This window comes from Pseudomonas gingeri (assembly GCF_013386115.1).
GTDB classification, from domain to species: Bacteria; Pseudomonadota; Gammaproteobacteria; order Pseudomonadales; family Pseudomonadaceae; genus Aquipseudomonas; species Aquipseudomonas gingeri.
Genome location: NZ_JACAOR010000005.1, coordinates 392,333 through 410,404, shown reverse-complemented (window position 1 = coordinate 410,404; position 18,072 = coordinate 392,333). Strand labels below are relative to the sequence as shown.

The following is an 18,072-nucleotide window of genomic DNA, read 5'->3' as shown; positions in this document are numbered from 1 at the left end:
CATTGTAGCGCGTAGAGGCCCTGCCGATACGCTCCACAACCGCAAGCCCGGCTGGTCCGACCGGGGAATTTGCCGTCACGGACATGCTTTGTACGACCTAATTTGATGGTTTCACGCCAGCAACATCGCGCCCCGGCCAGTGCTTGGGTACAATTCCACGCTAATTTGATCGAGTATCAGGAACACTTACATGATCGCTTGCCTGCGGCTGTTCTCTGCCCTCTGCCTTGCTGCCTTGTTGGCGGCATGCGCCAGCTCGCCCTCCTCCAGCCTTGGCGAACTTCCACGGACCCCGGATGCCACCATCGAGCAACTGCTCGAACAGGCCTCCACCAGCAAAACGCCGGACAAGGCCGCGTTGCTGCGACTGACCGCCGCTGATCTGGCCTACCGCCAGAAAGACACCGGTCGTGCGTCGCAGATCCTCGCCCAGGTACCGCTGGACCAGCTCAAGCCGGCCCAGCAGGTGTTTGCCAGCACCCTGGCCGCCGAACTGGCGATGACCCGCAACCAGCCCAAGGCAGCGCTGGCGGCATTGAACCATCCAAGCCTGGAACGCCTTGGCGAACTGCCGGTGGACCAGCAGATCCGCACCCAGACCGTCCGTGCCCGTGCCCTCGAAGCGGATGGCCAGACCCTGGCCGCGGCTCGCGAGCGTATCTTCATCGCGCCACTGCTCAGCGGCGACGCCGCCCGGGCCAACCACGAGGCGATCTGGGCATTGATCGCGGCACTGCCGACCGATCAACTGCAACCAACCGGCAGCGACGACCTCAGCGGCTGGCTCGGCCTGGCTCTGGCGGTCAAGACTTCCGGCACCCTGGAACAGCAGCAGGCCGCCATCGACACCTGGCGCGCGCAGAACCCCAAGCACCCGGCGGCCCTGCAATTGCCGCAACCGCTGGTCAAGCTCAAGGAACTGGCCAGCCAGCCACTGAACAAGATCGCCCTGCTGCTGCCGAACGACGGCCCGCTGGCTTCCGTCGGCAAGGCGCTGCGTGAAGGCTTCATGGCCGCTCATTACCAGGCCCAGCAGGCCGGACAAAAACCACCGGTCATCGAGTTCTATGACAGCTCGCGCCTGGGCTCCCTGGATGATTTCTATCGCAAGGCCCAGGCCGCCGGCGTGCAACTGGTGATCGGCCCGCTGGAAAAACCCCTGGTCAAGCAACTCAGCGCTCGCCCGCAACTGCCGATCACCACCCTGGCGCTGAACTACAGCGAAAGCACGCAAAACCCGCCGCAACTGTTCCAGTTCGGCCTGGCTGCCGAAGACGAAGCCCGTGAAGTGTCGCGTCGGGCCCGTGCCGACGGCCTGCACCGCGCCGCGGCCATGGTGCCGAAAGGCGAATGGGGCGATCGCGTACTGAAAGCCTTCCGCCAGGACTGGGAAGCCAACGGCGGCACCGTGGTCGGTGTCGAACACGTCGATCAGCCGGTTGCCCTGGCCCAGCAGATTGCCGACCTGTTCCAGTTGCGTCAGAGCGAAGGTCGCGCCAAGAGCCTGCAAAGCACCGTGGGCGGCCAGGTCGCCGCCCAACCTTCGCGCCGCCAGGACATCGAGTTCATTTTCCTCGCCGCGACACCGCAACAGGCCCAGCAGATCAAGCCGACCCTGAACTTCCAGTACGCAGGTGACGTGCCCGTGTACGCCACCTCGCACCTGTTCAGCGCCACGGGCGACATCAACCAGTACAACGACATGAACGGCATTCGCTTCTGCGAAACCCCATGGCTGCTGGATGCCAACGACCCACTGCGCAAACAGGTCACCGCCCAATGGCCACAAGCCGGCGGCAGCCTGGGACGCCTGTATGCCATGGGCGTCGACGCCTACAGACTGGCCCCGCGCCTGGGTCAGCTCAAGGCCCTGCCGGACAGCCGCATCGAAGGCCTCTCCGGCAGCCTGAGCATGGATCAGGGACAACGGGTCGAACGCCAGCTGCCCTGGGCCCAGTTCGTCAGCGGCCAGGTCCAGCGCCTGCCGGACACACCGCGCTGATGCCCGATGGCCTGCACCTGAAAAGCGGCAAGGATGCCGAGAGCCTCGCGCTCCGGCATCTCGAACAACAAGGGCTGCGCCTGCTGGCGCAGAACTGGTTATGTAAACGCGGCGAGCTTGATCTGGTCATGCTCGACGGCGATACAGTAGTATTCGTCGAAGTTCGTTATAGAAAAAACACCCAGTGGGGTGGCGCCGCGGGCAGCATCGATGCCCGCAAGCGCAAGAAGTTAATATTCGCGGCGCAGTATTTCCTGCAACGCGAGTCACGCTGGGCCAGTCGCCCCTGCCGTTTCGATGTGATCGCCATAGAGGGCGACCTGGAAGCAGCACCCCAGCTGAACTGGCTACGGAATGCCTTCGACAACTGACCCCTGGTTGTCGAGCCGGTTACTTTTCATTCACCGATTTTGCTCTTTGCTTTGCGGGCTGCACATTCTTGTGCCGGGCAGCCTCCGGGAAACCCCGGACAGCGCCCGCCCAGGCAGCTTGAAAACGCAGCATTGCGCGCGTAACGCTAAAGGCGCCCAGCCTGCAGTAGTTTTCAAGCTGCCTGGCAGCCGCCCTACTTAAGGTCACAATTAGATGGACATGCAATCCCGAATTCGCCAGCTTTTCCAGGCCAGTATCGACACCAAGCAACAGGCGATGGACGTTCTTGCACCTCACATCGAGCAAGCCAGCCAGATCATGGTCAACGCCCTGCTCAACGAAGGCAAAATGCTTTCCTGTGGCAACGGCGGCTCGGCGGGTGATGCCCAGCACTTTTCCTCGGAACTGCTCAACCGCTTCGAACGCGAGCGACCGAGCCTGCCGGCCATCGCCCTGACCACCGACAGCTCGACCATCACCTCGATCGCCAACGACTACAGCTACAACGAAGTCTTCTCCAAGCAGATCCGCGCGCTCGGCCAACCCGGCGATGTCCTGCTGGCGATTTCCACCAGCGGCAACTCCGCCAACATTATTCAGGCAATCCAGGCCGCACATGATCGCGAAATGGTTGTCGTAGCCTTGACGGGACGTGACGGTGGCGGCATGGCTTCGCTGCTGCTGCCCGAGGACGTGGAAATCCGCGTCCCCGCCAACGTCACCGCACGTATCCAGGAAGTCCACCTGCTGGCGATCCACTGCCTGTGCGATCTGATCGACAGCCAACTGTTCGGGAGTGAAGAATGACCGTTAATCGCCTTAGCCTGCTGGCTTTGACCCTGTGCCTGGGCATCAGTGGTTGCAGCTCGGTACTGACCGCAACCCGCGACGAGCCGATCAATGACGATCGGGGCACCCGCACCTTCGGCAGCAAGATCGACGACTCACTGATCCAGACCAAGGTCGAGGTAAACGTAGCCAAGGCCGACCCGGCCCTGGAAGTGTCTTCCCATATCGTCGTGACCAGCTTCAACGGCATCGTCCTGCTGGCCGGCCAGACGCCCAGCGAAGAGCTCAAGGCCAAGGCCGAGCAGGCCGCCGCCGCGGTTCAACGGGTGAAGAAAGTGAACAACGAGCTGCAGGTCCTCCAGCCCTCCTCGTTCGCCGCCCGCAGCAACGACACCTGGTTGACCAGCAAGATCAAGGCACAGATGCTGACCGACAACACCATCCCCGGCTCGCGCATCAAGGTGGTGACCGAGAATGGCATCGTCTACCTGCTGGGCCTGGTCACACAACAGGAAGCGACCCGCGCAACCAACCTGGTGCAGGGTGTTGGCGGGGTACAGAAGATCGTCAAGCTCTTCGAGTACATCGACTGATCCGGCTCATCACTATGGGAGCCGGCTTGCCGGCCTCATCGCTGGCAAGCCAGCTCCTACGGGGATCGCGACAGGTCGGAAATACGATGTAAAAAAGGCGCCTCGGATGAGGCGCCTTTTTTATTACTTCACTACCTTCAGGCTCGGCCGGCCGCTGGGACGCGGTGGCTCCGACCCCGACGGCGGACCGTCATCATCCGGCTCGACTTCTTCATCGTCCTCCAGGGGCGACTCGAGATCGAACACCATGCCCTGGCCATTCTCCCGGGCATAGATCCCCAGGATGGCCCCGATGGGCACGTACAGCGTATGCGGCACACCGCCGAAACGCCCTTCGAAACTGACCGCTTCGTTATCCATGTGCAAGTGGCGCACGGCACTCGGCGAAACATTCAACACGATCTGCCCGTCACTGGCGAAACCCTGCGGCACCTGGACCGAGGGGTACTCGGAATTGACCAGTATGTGCGGGGTGCAATCGTTATCCACTATCCATTCGTACAACGCACGAACCAAATAAGGACGACTGGAGTTCATCAAACGGCTCCTTAGCGCATATCGCGTTCGACACCAGACAGACTTGCCTGGAAAGCCTCACGCGCAAACTGGCGCTCCATATAATCGAGCAACGGCTTGGCCGGCCGCGGCAATTCAATACCCAGAATCGGTAGACGCCAGAGTATCGGTAATAGACAGCAATCCACCAGACTTTGCTCCTCACTGAGGAAGAATGGCTTGTCGGCGAACAGCGGAGAAACCCCGGTGAGGCTCTCGCGCAATTCCTTGCGAGCCTGCACGCGTGCCGGCTCCTTGGTCCGCGAATCCAGGATCAGGTCCACCAGCCCGCACCAGTCGCGCTGGATGCGGTGCATCAGCAGCCGGCTGTTGGCCCGCGCCACAGGATAAACCGGCAGCAGCGGTGGATGCGGGTAGCGCTCATCCAGATATTCCATCACCACCGTCGACTCCCACAACGCCAGGTCACGATCGACCAGGGTTGGCAGGCTGCCGTAAGGGTTCACTTCGATCAGCTTCGGCGGCTGACGACCCGCCTCGACACTGATGATCTCGGCGCTGACACCCTTCTCCGCCAGCACAATGCGCACTCGATGGGAATAGTGGTCGGCGGGGTCGGAGTAACAGGCCAACCGGTTGGTCACGCCCATGGCGGTCCTCCTCGCTTGTTGAAATTATCGGAAACGGAAAACGCGCGCGCCCAAGGGAAGCCTCCCGTAGCGGCAGGACCGGCGGTGGATGACACCGTTGCCGGCTTCATCCTGCCTGTCCCACTTGCTACATCTTCAGAGGCACCCTTGGGCGCGCACGATTGACAGCTATATTACAACGTTATCAGTGCACATCCTTCCAGTATTCGCGCTTGAGCAGATAAGCGAACACGAAGAAGAAGGCCAGGTACAGCAAGACGTAGGTACCGATGCGCTGATGCTCCAGCTTCACCGGGTTGGCCGAGTAGGCCAGGAAGGTCACCAGGTTCTTGACCTTCTCATCGAACTGCTCTTCGGTCAGGCTGCCGCTTTTCGGCACGATGGTCAGCTGATCGCACGCCTCATGGGTCAATGGCGTACCGGTCAGCGGATCATACTGCTTCTTGCCGTCCTCGACGATCTGGACCTGCTTGCAACCGACGACCTGACGACCTTGCAGGCCCACCAGCACGTTCGGCATGCCGACATTCGGGAAGACCTTGTTGTTCACACCCCATGGACGCGCAGGATCTTCGTAGAAGGACCGCAGGTAGCCATACAGCCAGTCGGTCCCACGCACCCGTGCCACCAGGGTCAGGTCGGGCGGAGCCGCACCGAACCAGGCCTTGGCATCCGCCGGCTGCATGCCGATGTTCATGTGGTCGCCGATCTTGGCGCCGGTGAACACCAGATTCTTGAGCATCAGGTCATGGGGAATCCCCAGGTCGTCGGCAACACGCTCATAACGCTGGAACTTGGCGCTGTGGCAACCCATGCAATAGTTGGCGAAGGTCCGCGCACCGTCCTGCATGGCAGCCTTGTCGGAAACGTCGATATCGACTTTTTCCAGTTCCGGACCACCATGTTCGGCGGCAAAAGACAGTACTGGCAGCGCCGCAAGCAACAAAACAGCAAATAGTTTTTTCATCAGCCAGTCACCCTTTCCGGAACCGGTTTGGTCTTCTCGAGCCGGGTATAGAACGGCATCAGAATGAAGTAGGCGAAGTACAGGAAGGTACAGACCTGCGACAGCAACGTACGCTCGGGGGTCGGCGCCAGAACGCCCAGCACGCCCAGGATCACGAACGAAATACAGAACACCACCAGCCAGATCTTGCTCATCCAGCCCTTGTAGCGCATGGACTTGACCGGACTGCGATCGAGCCATGGCAGGACGAACAGCACGGCAATCGCGGCCCCCATGGCGATCACGCCCATGAGCTTGTCGGGAATCGCCCGCAGGATCGCGTAGAACGGCGTGAAGTACCAGACAGGGGCGATATGCTCCGGCGTCTTGAAGGCGTTGGCCTGTTCGAAGTTCGGTTTTTCGAGGAAATACCCACCCATTTCCGGGAAGAAGAACACGATGGAACAGAAGATGAACAGGAACACCACCACGCCGACGATATCCTTCACGGTGTAGTACGGATGGAAGGCGATGCCGTCCAGCGGTACGCCGTTCTCGTCCTTGTGCTTCTTGATGTCGACGCCGTCGGGGTTGTTCGAACCGACTTCGTGCAGCGCCAGTACGTGCAACACCACCAGGCCGAGAATCACGATCGGCAGGGCCACCACGTGCAGGGCGAAGAAGCGGTTCAGGGTGATCCCGGAAATCAGGTAGTCACCACGGATCCACTGGGTCAGGTCGTTGCCGATGACCGGGATCGCACCGAACAGCGAGATGATCACCTGGGCGCCCCAGTAGGACATCTGCCCCCATGGCAGCAGGTAGCCCATGAAGGCCTCGGCCATCAGCGCCAGGTAGATCAGCATGCCGAACAGCCACACCAGCTCGCGCGGCTTCTGGTACGAACCGTAGAGCAGGCCACGGAACATGTGCAGGTAGACCACGATAAAGAACGCCGAAGCGCCTGTGGAGTGCAGCAGGCGCAGGATCGAGCCGTACTCGACGTCACGCATGATGTATTCGACGGAGGCGAACGCCTCTTCCGCCGAAGGGGTGTAGCTCATGGTCAGCCAGACACCGGTGACGATCTGGTTGACCAGGACGAGCAGGGCCAGGGAGCCGAAGAAGTAGAAGAAGTTGAAGTTTTTCGGCGCGTAATACTTGCTGAGATGGTCTTCCCACATCTTGGTCGCGGGGAAGCGAGCATCCACCCAATCCATGAACTTGCTCATTGCGCGTTCTCCTTGTCGACGCCGATGACGATAAGTTCGTCGGTCTCATAGGAATGCGGCGGAACCGGGAGGTTCAAGGGCGCGGGCTGGGACTTGTAGACGCGCCCCGCCAGATCGTAGTGGGAGCCGTGGCAAGGGCAGAAATAGCCCCCTACCCACTTGGGCCCCAGATCGGCAGGTGCCACTTCCGGACGGAATGTCGGCGAACAACCCAGGTGCGTACAGATACCGATCAGCAGGAGGATTTCCGGCTTGATCGAACGCGTCTCTGGATCAACGTAGGTTGGTTGTGTCGAGTTCTTGGACTGGGGATCGGAAAGTTGATCTTCGATCTTCTTCAGATTACCCATGATTTCCGGGGTGCGGCGAACGATGAATACCGGCTGGCCACGCCATTCAGCAATCATCTGCTGTCCTGGCTCGATCTTGCTGACATTCACTTTCACCGGTGCGCCTGCGGCTTTCGCCTTGGCACTGGGAAACCATGACCCCACGAACGGGACCGCAGCCCCCACCGCTCCTGCAGCCCCTACCACGGACGTGGCTGCTACGAGGAAGCGACGTCGGCCTGCATTCACGCCGTCATTGCTCATTCAGTCCTCTCCCATCAGCTTTGTGGCCTGTTAAATCAGGCGTCTACTAAGTAAAAACTTTGTACTTATAAAAATTTTGCCGAATGGTAATGAAAAGCCCCACCCCTGACAAGGTAATTACCGGGCCCACACTGCCCCAAGCCTTGTAGTATAGGGGGTCTACGGATGTGGCAAGTTGTCACAGCAAATATTTCGCCCATAAAAAAAGCCCGGTTCCACAAGGGAACCGGGCTTTTTCTGAAGCCGAGAGCGAATTAACGCTTCGAGTACTGCGGACGCTTACGCGCTTTACGCAGACCGACTTTCTTACGCTCAACTTCGCGGGCATCGCGAGTTACGAAGCCGGCTTTACGCAGTGCACTGCGCAGAGTCTCGTCGTAGTCCATCAGGGCACGAGTGATGCCGTGGCGGATTGCGCCAGCCTGACCACTCACACCACCACCGATGACGGTGACGTAGATGTCGAATTTCTCGACGGTCTCGGTCAGTTCCAGCGGCTGGCGAACTACCATGCGGGCAGTTTCGCGACCGAAGAAGGTGTCCAGGGTGCGGTTGTTGATGGAGATGTTACCAGTACCCGGACGCAGGAAGACGCGCGCAGTTGCGGTCTTGCGACGGCCAGTACCGTAATTTTGAGTCGCCGACATATTGAACTACTCCGTTAAATCTTCAGTTCTTGAGGCTGCTGAGCGGTATGAGGGTGCACAGCGCCCGCATAGACTTTCAGCTTACGGTACATGTCGCGACCCAGCGGGTTCTTGGGCAGCATGCCCTTGACCGCGGTCTCGATCACGCGCTCTGGCGCCTTGGCGATCAGCTTTTCGAAGTTGATCGACTTGATGCCGCCCGGGAAACCGGAGTGGGAGTAGTACATTTTATCGGTGGTTTTGGCACCGGTAACACGAACCTGCTCGGCATTGATGACAACGATGTAGTCACCGGTGTCGACGTGCGGAGTGTATTCGGCTTTGTGCTTGCCACGCAGGCGGCTCGCGATTTCGGTGGCCAGACGACCCAGGGTCTGACCAGCAGCGTCGACGATAAACCAGTCGCGCTTAACTGTTTCCGGTTTAGCAGTAAAAGTTTTCATTCTTTATAGCCTCAGGGGCCGCCTGTAAATAAGACGGCGGATCTTACTGAATAGTGCGTACTTTGACAAGGTCAAAGGCAGCCGGATACAGACGCTTTCGGGGGCTCGGGTCGGCGCGTCCGTTCAACGGCAAGATTCTTTGGCGGCGGCGCATCACTTCCACTGCATAAAGAGGTGCGTAATTATGCAGATTGCGAAAAAAATTTCAACCTGCTTTTATGGTCGTTTTCCCACAGGAGCAGCCAATGGAATACCGTCAGCTAGGCCGGACCGATCTGAACGTGAGCGCAATTTGCCTGGGGACCATGACCTGGGGCGAGCAGAACACCGAGTCCGAGGCCTTTGCCCAGATCGAGCGCGCCAAGGCCGCCGGCATCAACTTCATGGACACCGCCGAGATGTACCCGGTGCCGCCCAAGGCTGAAACCTACGCCAGCACCGAACGCATGATCGGCAACTGGTTCAGGCAGCGCGGCGATCGCGCCGACTGGATCCTGGCGAGCAAGATCGCCGGTCCGGGCAACGGCATCGGCTACATCCGCGACGGCAGCCTCAAGCACAACCGCCAGCATATCGTCCAGGCCCTCGATGCCAGCCTCAAGCGCCTGCAGACCGACTGGATCGACCTGTACCAGTTGCACTGGCCGGAGCGCAGCACCAACTTCTTCGGGCAACTGGGCTACAAGCACAAGGCCGACGAGGACTTCACGCCGATCGAGGAAACCCTCGAAGCGCTGGACGAGCAGGTCAGGGCCGGCAAGATCCGCCATATCGGCCTGTCCAACGAAACGCCATGGGGCACCATGAAGTTCCTGCTCGAAGCCGAACGTCGCGGCTGGCCGCGGGCGGTGTCGATCCAGAACCCCTACAACCTGCTCAACCGCAGCTTCGAAGTCGGCCTGGCGGAAGTCGCCCTGCGCGAACAGTGCGGCCTGCTGGCCTATTCGCCGATGGCGTTCGGCTTCCTGTCGGGCAAGTACGAAGGCGGCGCGCGCCCGGACAAGGCTCGCCTGAGCCTGTACAGCCGCTTCAGCCGTTATTTCAACCCGCAGTCGGAAGCCGCGTGCAGCCGTTATGTCGCCCTGGCCCGTGAACACGGCCTGGACCCGGCGCAGATGGCCCTGGCGTTCGTGACCCGGCAACCGTTCGTGACCAGCAACATCATCGGCGCGACCACGCTCGAACAGCTGGACAGCAACATCGCCAGCGCCGAGCTGAAACTGTCCGAGGAAGTGCTGGCCGGGATCGAGGCGATCCACAAGGATCATCCGAACCCCGCGCCGTAAGCGACCGCCCGTGCCGCTCGGGGCAGGCCCCCTCCCACCGATGCCAGATGACTGTGGGAGGGGGCTTGCCCCCGAAGCGCCTGTCGCTCTCAAGGACCTCTTCGCGAGCAAGCTCGCTCCTACAGGGATTGCGCCCTCCACCTGTCACAGCGAACGGGCAATGATCTCCTTCATGATCTCGTTGGTCCCCGCATAGATCCGCTGCACCCGTGCGTCCGCCCAGGCCCGGGCCACCGGATATTCCCACATGAAGCCGTAGCCGCCATGCAACTGCACGCATTCGTCGAGCACCTTGCATTGCAGGTCCGTGCCCCAGTACTTGGCCATGGCCGCCGTCGGCACATCGAGCTTGCCTTGCAGATGCAGCTCCAGGCAGCGGTCGACGAATACCCGGCCGATCTGGATCTCGGTGGCCATTTCCGCCAGCTTGAAGCGGGTGTTCTGGAAATCCGCGATGGACTTGCCGAAGGCCTTGCGCTCGCGGGTGTATTCCAATGTCCACTGCAATGCCGCCTCGGCCGACGCCAGGCCGCCCACGGCCACCGTCAGGCGCTCCTGGGGCAACTCCTGCATCAGGTAGGCGAAGCCCATGCCGGCCTGGCCCAGCAGGTTCTCTTTCGGTACCCGGACATCCTGGAAAAACAGCTCCGAGGTGTCCTGGGCCTTCATCCCGACCTTCTCCAGACGCTTGCCCTTGGCGAAGCCCGGTGTATCGGCCTCCACCAGAAACAGACTGGTGCCCTTGGCCCCGGCCTTCGGATCGGTCTTGGCGACCACGATCACCAGGTCGGCGAGAAAGCCGTTGGTAATAAAGGTCTTCGAACCATTGAGGACGTATTCGTCGCCATCCAGCACCGCCGTGGTCTTCACCCCCTGCAGGTCGGAACCGGCACCCGGCTCGGTCATCGCGATGGCCGTGACCATCTCGCCGCTGACCAGTCGCGGCAGGTACTTGAGCTTCAGCGCTTCACTGCCGTAATGCAGGATGTAGGGCGCGACAATATCCGAGTGCAGCGAGAAACCGATCCCGCTCAAACCCAGGCGGCTGATCTCCTCGATCACCACCGCGCTGTAGAGAAAGTCCGCCGCCATGCCGCCATAGGCTTCCGGCAGATGAGAACAGAGCATCCCCGCCTCCCCCGCCTTGTTCCACAGCTCACGGTCGATGTACCCGCGTTTCTCCCACTGAGCATGGAAAGGCTGCGCCTCCTGCTCGAGAAACTTGCGCACGCTGCTGCGAAAAAGCTCGTGCTCGGAACTGAACAGGGTTCTGGGAATCATGCGGGTACCTTGCAAACACGCGGAAGCCGGGATTGGCCCGTTGAGCCTATGCCAGTGTTTTACCTTGAACCACTGGACACATACGACAAAAAATAAGACGATCCAGCCGTCTCTTGACCACTTTCCCCTATAAGAACTTTCCACTAATAAGAACAATGGAATTATGGCTAATCCACTCTCGACGCCCTTGCGGCGCGTCAGCATCCTGGCTATCGATCGGGTATTCGCCTCGACCCTCATGCAGGCCAAGGATTTTTTCCATCTCGCCAGCCTGCGCTACGGCAAGCAGCTGGGCCAGGGCCTCACCCCGGTCTTCGAGACACGCCTGGTCAGCCCCGACGGCCAGTCCGTGCGCAGCTTCAGCGACGTCATCCTGCCCGTGGACGGCGGCCTGGAAAACGCCGATGTGATCGTTCTGCCGGCCTTCTGGGACGACTTCGACACACTCTGCCAGCGCTACCCGCAGGTCCTGCCCTGGCTACGCGAGCAACACGCCCGCGGCGCCGTGCTCTGCGGCGAAGCCACCGGTGTCTTCTGGCTCGCCGAAGCCGGCCTGCTCGACGGCAAGGAAGCCACCACCTACTGGCGGTTCTTCAACGCCTTCAGCGAACGTTTTCCCAACGTCTACCTGAACCAGGACAAGCACCTGACCGACGCCGACAACCTGTACTGCGCCGGCGGCACCACCTCGGCCTGCGATCTCTACATCTACCTGATCGAGCGCTTCTGCGGGGCCAACGTCGCCCAGGCCGTGGCACGCGACATCCTTTATGAAGTGCAGCGCAGCTACGCGCCGGGACGCATCGGCTTCGGCGGCCAGAAGCTGCACCAGGACGTGATCATCCTGCAGATCCAGCAATGGCTGGAGGAGCACTTCGCCGACAAGTTCCGCTTCGAGGATGTCGCCCGCGAACACGGCATGAGCATCCGCAACTTCATGCGCCGCTTCCAGACCGCTACCGGTGACAAGCCATTGCACTATCTGCAGCGCTTGCGCATCGAGACGGCCAAGGGCCTGCTGTCCGGCACCCGCAAGAGCATCAAGACCATCAGCTACGAAGTCGGCTACGACGACGCCAGCTTCTTTGCCCGGCTGTTCCGCCAGCACACGGAGCTGTCACCGAACCAGTACCGGCAACAGTTCCAGCAGGCAGCCTGAAGCCCGACGCCGGCCCGAGGGCAACGGCGTCCCGTGGTTTCGTCGGGAACAGGAAGGTTCTGCTCAGACGTGGCGCCGGCAGGCGCCACGAACACGGTCTTACGGCTTGTGCGCCCGCGAGAGGAACTCGTGGGACTGCATTTCCAGCAGGCGGCTGAGGGTCCGCTGGAATTCGAAGTTCAGGCGACCACCGGTGTACAGGTCCTTGAGCTCGACTTCCGCGGAGATGATCAGCTTGACGTTGCGGTCGTAGAACTCGTCGACCATGTTGATAAAGCGCCGGGCGATATCGTCGGTGGTGACGCTCATCTGCTCGACACCGCTGAGCAACACGGCATGGAAGATCTTGCCCAGCTCGATGTAGTCGTTCTGGCTGCGCGGGCCGTCGCACAGCTCGCGGAAGTCGAACCAGGCCACATCGTCACAGGTACGGATCGCCCGGATCTCGCGATTCTCGATCATCAGCACATCGTTCTCGACCGCCTGGGTGCACTCCGGCGTCAAGGCACGGAAGCTTTTACGCAGGCTCTCGTGAGCGGCTTCGTTGAGCGGGAAGTGGAACAGTTCGGCCTGCTCCAGATGACGCAGGCGATAGTCGACGCCACTGTCGACGTTGACGATCTCGGTGTTCTGCTTGATCAGCGCAATCGCCGGGAGGAAACGCGCGCGCTGCAGGCCGTCCTTGTACAGGCCGTCCGGCACGATGTTCGAGGTCGCCACCAGGGTCACGCCGTTCTTGAACAACTCTTCCATCAAGGTGCCGAGAATCATCGCATCGGTGATATCGGAGACGAAGAACTCGTCGAAACAGATGACCCGGGTCTCGGCGGCAAAACGCTTGGCGATGAGCGTCAGCGGGTTTTTCTCACCGTGCAGGGTCTTCATTTCCTCGTGCACCCGCTTCATGAAGCGGTGGAAGTGCGTGCGGGTCTTTTCCTTGAACGGCAACGCTTCGAAGAAGGTATCGACCAGGTAGGTCTTGCCACGGCCGACGCCGCCCCAGAAATACAGGCCCTTGACCGGTGCCTGGTCTTTCTTGCCGAACAGTTTGCCGAGCAGGCCCGGCTTGTTCTGCGAAGCCGAGACCAGATCGTCGTACAGGCGCTGCAAATGGCGCACTGCCGTTTCCTGGGCCGCGTCGTGAAAGAACTCGGGGCGTTTCAGATCAGCTTGATATCGTTCTAGGGGCGTCATAATTTCGTTAGCAAGGTAACAAAAACGGGCGGTCACTTTAGCGACGGCCCGTGGGAATGGCAATCGGCCCTTGGTCGGGCCGACGTTCGATTAGTCCTGAACCGGGGTCAGGGCAACCCGCAAAGCCTCGATGGCCGCATCACGGGCCGCTTCGTCGGCGAAGATCGGGCTGTCCGCCACGCACTCGCCTTCCAGCCACACGCTGAAGCTATTGGCCTCGGTGCGGATATCCAGCGCCTGGCCCGATTGCAATTGCTTGGTCACCCCACCCGCCGTCTTGCCGTCGGCAAAGTTGCACGACAGCAGCAGTTGCTCGCCATCGGCAGCCAGCAGACGGAAACGGAAACTGTCGTCTTCCCGGAAGCTGACAAAACGCGCGGCCTTGGCGGCTTTCTTCTTGCCGGTCTCGGCAACCTGCACCTGGTTGACGAACGACCGCAGGCCGACCGCCTCGCGCAACTGGGCGAGGAACGGTGTGGCAACACTACGGGCTTTCTTCGCGCCGGCCTGGAGGATGTCTTCCAGGTCCGATGGGCGGGAAATCAGTTCGTGGTAACGCTCGCGCTTCTCGCTCAACTCACCGTCGAGCAACTGGAACAGGCGGTTCTTCGCCTCGCCCCAGCCCAGGCCACCCAGCAGCTCATGGCGGAACTCGTCGGCTTGCGCGGCGGTGGAGAACGCCTGGAACAGGGTGAACAGGTGCGAGTTGTCCGGGTCCTTGGCTTCGCCCGGCGCGCGGGAGTCGGTGACGATCCGCGAGATCGCGTCCTTCATGTCCTTGGCGCTGGTGAACAACGGGATGGTGTTGTCATAGCTCTTGGACATTTTCCGGCCGTCGAGGCCCGGCAGCGTGGCGACGCTTTCTTCGATCAGCGCTTCGGGCATGGCAAAGAACTCCTTGCCCTGGCCGAACAGGTGGTTGAAGCGCTGGCCGATATCCCGGGCCATTTCCACGTGCTGGATCTGGTCGCGGCCGACCGGCACCTTGTGCGCGTTGAACATCAGGATGTCCGCCGCCATCAGCACCGGGTAGCTGTAGAGACCCATGGTGATGCCGGCGTCCGGGTCTTCACCCGACTCGACGTTCTTGTCCACCGAGGCCTTGTAGGCGTGGGCACGGTTGAGCAGGCCCTTGGCCGCGACACAGGTGAGCAACCAGGTCAGCTCGGGGATTTCCGGGATGTCCGACTGACGATAGAAAGTCACGCGCTCCACATCCAGGCCACCGGCCAGCCAGGTCGCGGCGATTTCCAGGCGCGAGCGCTGGATGCGCAACGGGTCATCGCACTTGATCAGCGCGTGATAGTCGGCCAGGAAGTAGAAGGAATCGGCATTGCTGTCACGGCTGGCAAGGATCGCCGGGCGGATGGCGCCAGCGTAGTTGCCCAGGTGCGGGGTGCCCGTGGTGGTGATGCCGGTGAGGATACGTGTACGAGTCGTCATGGGTAATCGCTTAGTCAGACTGCTGTCAATTCAGGAGGCGCGGCAGGATCAGATCCTTCAGATCGGTCAACTTGCCATGAAAAAAGTGTCCGCATTCTGCCACTTTCAGCAGCTCATGGGGACGCTCAAGGGCATCGGACCAGTCGTAGACCAGTTGTGGATCGATCACTTCGTCGGTTTCCGGCTGGATCAGGGTCAGCGGGCAGCCTTCCGGCAAGCGGTCCACGGCACGCAGGCGCATCACCGCGGCAGCCACCAGGAACAGATGCTTGAGCGACTGACCACGGGCTTCCAGGCGGCCGCCGAGGGTCGCCGCGACAAAGCCGCCGAAGGAGAACCCGAACAGCGTCAGCGGCAGTTCCGGGTGTTTCTCCAGCAACCATTGTGCGACGGCTTCGGCATCATCGACTTCACCGGTGCCCATGTCATGGCTCCCGGCACTGGCGCCGACACCCCGATAGTTGAAACGCAGGGTGATCAATCCGGCATCGCGGGCGGTGCGCTGCAGGGTCGAAACGACTTTATTGAGCATGGTCCCGCCCTGCACCGGGTTGGGGTGGCAGATCAGCGCCAGCCCGCGGGGCTCGGGGGTATCCAGGTACAAGGCTTCCAGTTGGCCGACCGGGCCATCGATGAACAAAGGGGTTTCGCGCATAAGCAAGGAATGAACTCCGTGACCTCTCAAGGGGTCGACTCGTCTAGCTAAAAGTCTCTGCCTGACATCATTGCGACCTTAAGATCGCGGTATACAGCGCAGGTCCGAGCCGTTAACGTAAAGCAAAGCCGTTTATAGAGGAAGGACTCGTGGAACACTCGCTCTTAGTTTGGTTGTTGCCGACTCTTGCCCTGGTTGCCGGTGTCGCCATTGGTTTCCTGGTCGCCCGTCTGGTGCCGAGTGCCGCGCCCAGCAGCACACAGCGTCAGCTGGACGATATCCAGGAACGTTTCGACAGTTACCAGAACGAGGTGGTCACCCACTTCAACAGCACCGCGGCACTGGTCAAGAAACTCACCCAGAGCTACCAGGAAGTGCAAGACCACCTCGCCGAGGGTGCCAACCGCCTGGCCCTGGACGAGCAGACTCGCCAACGCCTGCTCGCCGCCCTGCACGCCGATGCTGCACAGACACCACGGGAACGCCTGACACCGCCTCGCGGCAACCAGGAACCGCCGCGCGACTATGCCCCGAAAGCGCCGAACGCCCCCGGCATGCTCGACGAGCATTACGGCCTGAAGAAGTAACCCGGCTTCAAGCGCCACAAAAAAGCCCGCCCGATCATTGATCGGGCGGGCTTTTTTTACACCCTGAATTCAGTCAGGTGTCATGGGTACTGCTGGACCGGCTGGCCGTACTGCTGACCCTGCTGGTACTGCGGCTGGCCCTGTTGCTGATACTGACCTTGTGGCTGCTGACCTTGCTGGCCGTAATTCTGGCCAGGAATGGCCCGCAGGTTGACTTCCACGCGGCGGTTCTGCGCGCGGCCGTTGACATCGGCGTTGCTCGCAACCGGATTATCCGGACCGGCACCACGGGCCGACAGGTTGGCCCCGCTCACGCCCTGGGAGGTCAGGTAGTTGGCAACGCTCTGGGCGCGGCGCTGGGACAGGTCCATGTTCAGCTGGCGGCTGCCGGTGCTGTCGGTGTAGCCGACGATCTCGATCTGGTTCTGGTTGAACTCCTTGAGGGAGTTGGCCAGGTTGTTCAACGGCTGATAGAAGCTGCTGGCGATCGCATCGGAGTTGGTCGCGAACGTGATGTTGCCAGGCATGATCAGCTTGATCTGATCGCCCTGGCGCTGCACCTGCACGCCGGTGTTGGCCATGCTCGCACGCAGCTTGGCTTCCTGCTTGTCGGCGTAGTAGCCATAGCCGGCGGCACCCGCGCCACCGACCAGGGCCCCGATCAGCGCACCCTTGCCACGGTTGTTGTGATCGATGGCGGCGCCCGCGACGGCACCGGCCAAGGCTCCAAGCCCGCCGTACTTGGCAGTTTTACTCATACCCGAGGAGCCTTGCTCCGCCTGTCCCTGGTTGTCATACGGGTTTTGCGATGCACAGCCGGACAGCATGGCAACGGCGGTAGCGACGATAATCAAACGACGCGAGGTGAACATGGATCTAGCTCCTACTCATTTGGGGTGCAAAGGCCGTTGGCGATAGACCGTTGCTGGCGTTGGAACACGACAGACGGTAAAAATTCCATGAAACCTGTCAGGCGCGAACAAACGGATTTTCACGCATCTCGTCACCCAACCGGGTATCGGGACCATGTCCGGTCACCACCGTCGCCTCCTCGTCCAGCGTATACAGGCGCTGCTTGATCGAACGCACGATGGTCGCCTGGTCACCACCCCACAGGTCCGTGCGCCCGACACCACGACGGAACAGGGTGTCGCCGGCAATCAACAGTCTAGCCTCGGAAAACCAGAAGCTCATGGAACCGGGCGTATGTCCCGGCGTATGCAGGGCCACGCCACAGCCACAGGCCAGTTCCTCGTCATCGGCCAGCCATCGGTCCGGCGACGGCACCGGCGTGTAGGGCACGCCGAACAGGCTGCATTGCATCTCCAGGTTGTCCCAGAGGAACTGGTCGTCCTTGTGCAGGTGCAGGGTGGCGCCGGTCTTCTCCTTCAGTTGTCCGGAGGCCAGGAAATGATCCAGGTGCGCATGGGTGTGGATGATGCTGACGACCTTCAGGCCCAGGGCCTCGAGCCGGGCCAGGATCAATTCGTGATTGCCCCCCGGATCGACGACGATGGCCTTTTTCGTGATCGGGTCGCCAATGATCGTGCAGTTGCATTGCAACGGGCCGACAGGGAAGGTTTCGCGGATCAGCGCGGGTTTTGCGAGGTCCATGAGGAGTTCCTGCAATAAGCGGGTCAGGCAATAAAAAACCCCTGAGCGGTCCAGGCGCCGAAGCATCCGG

The 18,072-nt window shown here is 61.1% G+C and carries 20 protein-coding genes; 7 read left to right on the top strand and 13 right to left on the bottom strand.

Going from position 1 to position 18,072, the window contains the following annotated elements; translation table 11 throughout:
• Nucleotides 1-190: 190 nt before the first annotated feature.
• The 4 genes from HX881_RS09850 (at nucleotide 191) to HX881_RS09835 (ending at nucleotide 3,756) form a co-directional block, all read left to right on the top strand.
• Nucleotides 191-2,002 (top strand): penicillin-binding protein activator, encoded by a 1,812-nt coding sequence (locus HX881_RS09850; protein ID WP_017123598.1) that lies wholly within the window; start codon nucleotides 191-193, stop codon nucleotides 2,000-2,002.
• Nucleotides 2,002-2,373, top strand: a complete 372-nt coding sequence (locus tag HX881_RS09845; protein WP_177084149.1) for a YraN family protein — start codon at nucleotides 2,002-2,004, stop codon at nucleotides 2,371-2,373. The genes HX881_RS09850 and HX881_RS09845 overlap by 1 nt, the downstream gene beginning before the upstream one ends.
• Nucleotides 2,374-2,587: 214 nt before the next feature.
• A complete protein-coding gene (locus HX881_RS09840) occupies nucleotides 2,588-3,181 on the top strand; it encodes a phosphoheptose isomerase (protein WP_017123596.1) in 594 nt (197 codons plus the stop codon).
• Complete coding sequence (locus HX881_RS09835) at nucleotides 3,178-3,756, top strand: BON domain-containing protein (protein ID WP_177084147.1); 579 nt, start codon at nucleotides 3,178-3,180, stop codon at nucleotides 3,754-3,756. Before HX881_RS09840 ends, HX881_RS09835 begins: the two co-directional genes overlap by 4 nt.
• 123 nt (nucleotides 3,757-3,879) lie before the next feature.
• Here HX881_RS09835 and HX881_RS09830 read toward each other — a convergent pair whose 3' ends face one another.
• From HX881_RS09830 to rplM, 7 genes are all read right to left on the bottom strand, one after another.
• Entirely contained in the window at nucleotides 3,880-4,293 is a 414-nt protein-coding gene (locus HX881_RS09830) for a ClpXP protease specificity-enhancing factor (RefSeq protein WP_017123594.1), read from the bottom strand.
• 11 nt (nucleotides 4,294-4,304) lie between these two features.
• A complete protein-coding gene (locus HX881_RS09825; RefSeq protein WP_017123593.1) occupies nucleotides 4,305-4,922 on the bottom strand; it encodes a glutathione S-transferase N-terminal domain-containing protein in 618 nt (205 codons plus the stop codon).
• 184 nt (nucleotides 4,923-5,106) lie between these two features.
• Nucleotides 5,107-5,889, bottom strand: a complete 783-nt coding sequence (locus tag HX881_RS09820; RefSeq protein WP_017123592.1) for a cytochrome c1 — start codon at nucleotides 5,887-5,889, stop codon at nucleotides 5,107-5,109.
• Complete coding sequence (locus HX881_RS09815) at nucleotides 5,889-7,100, bottom strand: cytochrome b (protein ID WP_017123591.1); 1,212 nt, start codon at nucleotides 7,098-7,100, stop codon at nucleotides 5,889-5,891. Before HX881_RS09815 ends, HX881_RS09820 begins: the two co-directional genes overlap by 1 nt.
• On the bottom strand, nucleotides 7,097-7,693 hold the full coding sequence (petA, locus tag HX881_RS09810; RefSeq protein ID WP_042934291.1) for a ubiquinol-cytochrome c reductase iron-sulfur subunit: 597 nt from the start codon (nucleotides 7,691-7,693) through the stop codon (nucleotides 7,097-7,099). The genes HX881_RS09815 and petA overlap by 4 nt, the downstream gene beginning before the upstream one ends.
• A gap of 254 nt (nucleotides 7,694-7,947) precedes the next feature.
• A complete protein-coding gene (gene rpsI, locus HX881_RS09805) occupies nucleotides 7,948-8,340 on the bottom strand; it encodes a 30S ribosomal protein S9 (protein WP_017123589.1) in 393 nt (130 codons plus the stop codon).
• A 14-nt stretch (nucleotides 8,341-8,354) separates the two neighbouring features.
• Nucleotides 8,355-8,783, bottom strand: a complete 429-nt coding sequence (gene rplM, locus HX881_RS09800; RefSeq protein ID WP_017123588.1) for a 50S ribosomal protein L13 — start codon at nucleotides 8,781-8,783, stop codon at nucleotides 8,355-8,357.
• A 245-nt stretch (nucleotides 8,784-9,028) separates the two neighbouring features.
• Here rplM and HX881_RS09795 point away from each other — a divergent pair, with 245 nt between their 5' ends.
• Nucleotides 9,029-10,069, top strand: coding sequence for an NADP(H)-dependent aldo-keto reductase (locus tag HX881_RS09795; protein ID WP_017123587.1), 1,041 nt, complete (start codon nucleotides 9,029-9,031; stop codon nucleotides 10,067-10,069).
• Between the two features lie 144 nt (nucleotides 10,070-10,213).
• Here the strand turns inward: HX881_RS09795 and HX881_RS09790 are convergent, their stop codons facing one another.
• Nucleotides 10,214-11,350 carry an acyl-CoA dehydrogenase family protein gene (locus HX881_RS09790; protein WP_017123586.1) on the bottom strand — a complete coding sequence of 379 codons (1,137 nt, stop codon included), beginning with the start codon at nucleotides 11,348-11,350 and terminating at the stop codon, nucleotides 10,214-10,216.
• A 238-nt stretch (nucleotides 11,351-11,588) separates the two neighbouring features.
• Here HX881_RS09790 and HX881_RS09785 point away from each other — a divergent pair, with 238 nt between their 5' ends.
• Nucleotides 11,589-12,509: a GlxA family transcriptional regulator gene (locus HX881_RS09785; protein ID WP_177084570.1), complete on the top strand. Its 921-nt coding sequence runs from the start codon at nucleotides 11,589-11,591 to the stop codon at nucleotides 12,507-12,509.
• Nucleotides 12,510-12,608: 99 nt separating this feature from the next.
• Here the strand turns inward: HX881_RS09785 and zapE are convergent, their stop codons facing one another.
• From zapE to HX881_RS09770, 3 genes are all read right to left on the bottom strand, one after another.
• Nucleotides 12,609-13,703, bottom strand: a complete 1,095-nt coding sequence (zapE, locus tag HX881_RS09780) for a cell division protein ZapE (protein WP_177084145.1) — start codon at nucleotides 13,701-13,703, stop codon at nucleotides 12,609-12,611.
• Between the two features lie 90 nt (nucleotides 13,704-13,793).
• Nucleotides 13,794-15,146 carry a tryptophan--tRNA ligase gene (locus HX881_RS09775; protein ID WP_017123583.1) on the bottom strand — a complete coding sequence of 451 codons (1,353 nt, stop codon included), beginning with the start codon at nucleotides 15,144-15,146 and terminating at the stop codon, nucleotides 13,794-13,796.
• A 25-nt stretch (nucleotides 15,147-15,171) separates the two neighbouring features.
• Entirely contained in the window at nucleotides 15,172-15,801 is a 630-nt protein-coding gene (locus HX881_RS09770) for an alpha/beta hydrolase (RefSeq protein WP_017123582.1), read from the bottom strand.
• A 149-nt stretch (nucleotides 15,802-15,950) separates the two neighbouring features.
• On the opposite strand from HX881_RS09770, the gene HX881_RS09765 reads away from it, so the two are divergent.
• Nucleotides 15,951-16,388, top strand: coding sequence for a Z-ring associated ZapG family protein (locus HX881_RS09765; protein ID WP_042934286.1), 438 nt, complete (start codon nucleotides 15,951-15,953; stop codon nucleotides 16,386-16,388).
• A gap of 80 nt (nucleotides 16,389-16,468) precedes the next feature.
• Here the strand turns inward: HX881_RS09765 and HX881_RS09760 are convergent, their stop codons facing one another.
• Nucleotides 16,469-17,260: a YiaD family glycine zipper/OmpA-like lipoprotein gene (locus HX881_RS09760; RefSeq protein WP_017123580.1), complete on the bottom strand. Its 792-nt coding sequence runs from the start codon at nucleotides 17,258-17,260 to the stop codon at nucleotides 16,469-16,471.
• 97 nt (nucleotides 17,261-17,357) lie between these two features.
• The gene (locus HX881_RS09755) at nucleotides 17,358-18,002 is read right to left on the bottom strand and encodes an MBL fold metallo-hydrolase (RefSeq protein ID WP_017123579.1); all 645 of its coding nucleotides are present in this window, start codon (nucleotides 18,000-18,002) and stop codon (nucleotides 17,358-17,360) included.
• Between the last annotated feature and the right edge of the window lie 70 nt (nucleotides 18,003-18,072).

Coding starts and splice junctions, on each gene's coding strand:
- HX881_RS09775 (WP_017123583.1), bottom strand. CDS start 15,146: ATGACGACTCGTACACGTATCCTCACCGGCATCACCACCACGGGCACC.
- zapE (WP_177084145.1), bottom strand. CDS start 13,703: ATGACGCCCCTAGAACGATATCAAGCTGATCTGAAACGCCCCGAGTTC.
- HX881_RS09815 (WP_017123591.1), bottom strand. CDS start 7,100: ATGAGCAAGTTCATGGATTGGGTGGATGCTCGCTTCCCCGCGACCAAG.
- HX881_RS09845 (WP_177084149.1), top strand. CDS start 2,002: ATGCCCGATGGCCTGCACCTGAAAAGCGGCAAGGATGCCGAGAGCCTC.
- petA (WP_042934291.1), bottom strand. CDS start 7,693: ATGAGCAATGACGGCGTGAATGCAGGCCGACGTCGCTTCCTCGTAGCA.
- rpsI (WP_017123589.1), bottom strand. CDS start 8,340: ATGTCGGCGACTCAAAATTACGGTACTGGCCGTCGCAAGACCGCAACT.
- rplM (WP_017123588.1), bottom strand. CDS start 8,783: ATGAAAACTTTTACTGCTAAACCGGAAACAGTTAAGCGCGACTGGTTT.
- HX881_RS09755 (WP_017123579.1), bottom strand. CDS start 18,002: ATGGACCTCGCAAAACCCGCGCTGATCCGCGAAACCTTCCCTGTCGGC.
- HX881_RS09820 (WP_017123592.1), bottom strand. CDS start 5,889: ATGAAAAAACTATTTGCTGTTTTGTTGCTTGCGGCGCTGCCAGTACTG.
- HX881_RS09760 (WP_017123580.1), bottom strand. CDS start 17,260: ATGTTCACCTCGCGTCGTTTGATTATCGTCGCTACCGCCGTTGCCATG.
- HX881_RS09790 (WP_017123586.1), bottom strand. CDS start 11,350: ATGATTCCCAGAACCCTGTTCAGTTCCGAGCACGAGCTTTTTCGCAGC.
- HX881_RS09795 (WP_017123587.1), top strand. CDS start 9,029: ATGGAATACCGTCAGCTAGGCCGGACCGATCTGAACGTGAGCGCAATT.
- HX881_RS09835 (WP_177084147.1), top strand. CDS start 3,178: ATGACCGTTAATCGCCTTAGCCTGCTGGCTTTGACCCTGTGCCTGGGC.
- HX881_RS09840 (WP_017123596.1), top strand. CDS start 2,588: ATGGACATGCAATCCCGAATTCGCCAGCTTTTCCAGGCCAGTATCGAC.
- HX881_RS09830 (WP_017123594.1), bottom strand. CDS start 4,293: ATGAACTCCAGTCGTCCTTATTTGGTTCGTGCGTTGTACGAATGGATA.
- HX881_RS09770 (WP_017123582.1), bottom strand. CDS start 15,801: ATGCGCGAAACCCCTTTGTTCATCGATGGCCCGGTCGGCCAACTGGAA.
- HX881_RS09785 (WP_177084570.1), top strand. CDS start 11,589: ATGCAGGCCAAGGATTTTTTCCATCTCGCCAGCCTGCGCTACGGCAAG.
- HX881_RS09825 (WP_017123593.1), bottom strand. CDS start 4,922: ATGGGCGTGACCAACCGGTTGGCCTGTTACTCCGACCCCGCCGACCAC.
- HX881_RS09850 (WP_017123598.1), top strand. CDS start 191: ATGATCGCTTGCCTGCGGCTGTTCTCTGCCCTCTGCCTTGCTGCCTTG.